Annotated in this window: 1 protein-coding gene; it reads left to right on the top strand. The window is 69.3% G+C overall.

Features of this window, described 5'->3' with window-relative positions; genetic code table 11:
• Positions 1–257, top strand: a 257-nt coding sequence (locus ABS764_RS16250; RefSeq protein ID WP_408082842.1) for a phosphoenolpyruvate carboxylase, incomplete at both ends; no start/stop codon positions are given.

Genomic DNA, 257 nt, shown 5'->3' with positions numbered 1-257 from the left:
GCGAGGTGCCGCGGCTCGTCAACACGCTGGAGGACCGGCTGGAGGAGGGCGGCAAGCAGGGGGCCTCCGAGCTCGCCTCGTTCCTGCGCATGGGGAGCTGGATCGGCGGCGACCGCGACGGCAATCCCTTCGTCACCGCCGATGTCATGCGCGGCACGCTGCGGCTGCAGTCGAGCCGGGTGATGCAGTTCTACCTGGAAGAGCTGCACGTGCTCGGCTCCGAGCTGTCGATCGCGGCACATCTGGCCGACATCTCC

Origin of the sequence: Flavobacterium plantiphilum, assembly GCF_046000495.1 — a bacterium.
GTDB classification, from domain to species: Bacteria; Bacteroidota; Bacteroidia; order Flavobacteriales; family Flavobacteriaceae; genus Flavobacterium; species Flavobacterium plantiphilum.
Note: the sequence above shows the minus strand (reverse complement) of the source record. Positions and strands in the feature narration are given on the sequence as shown.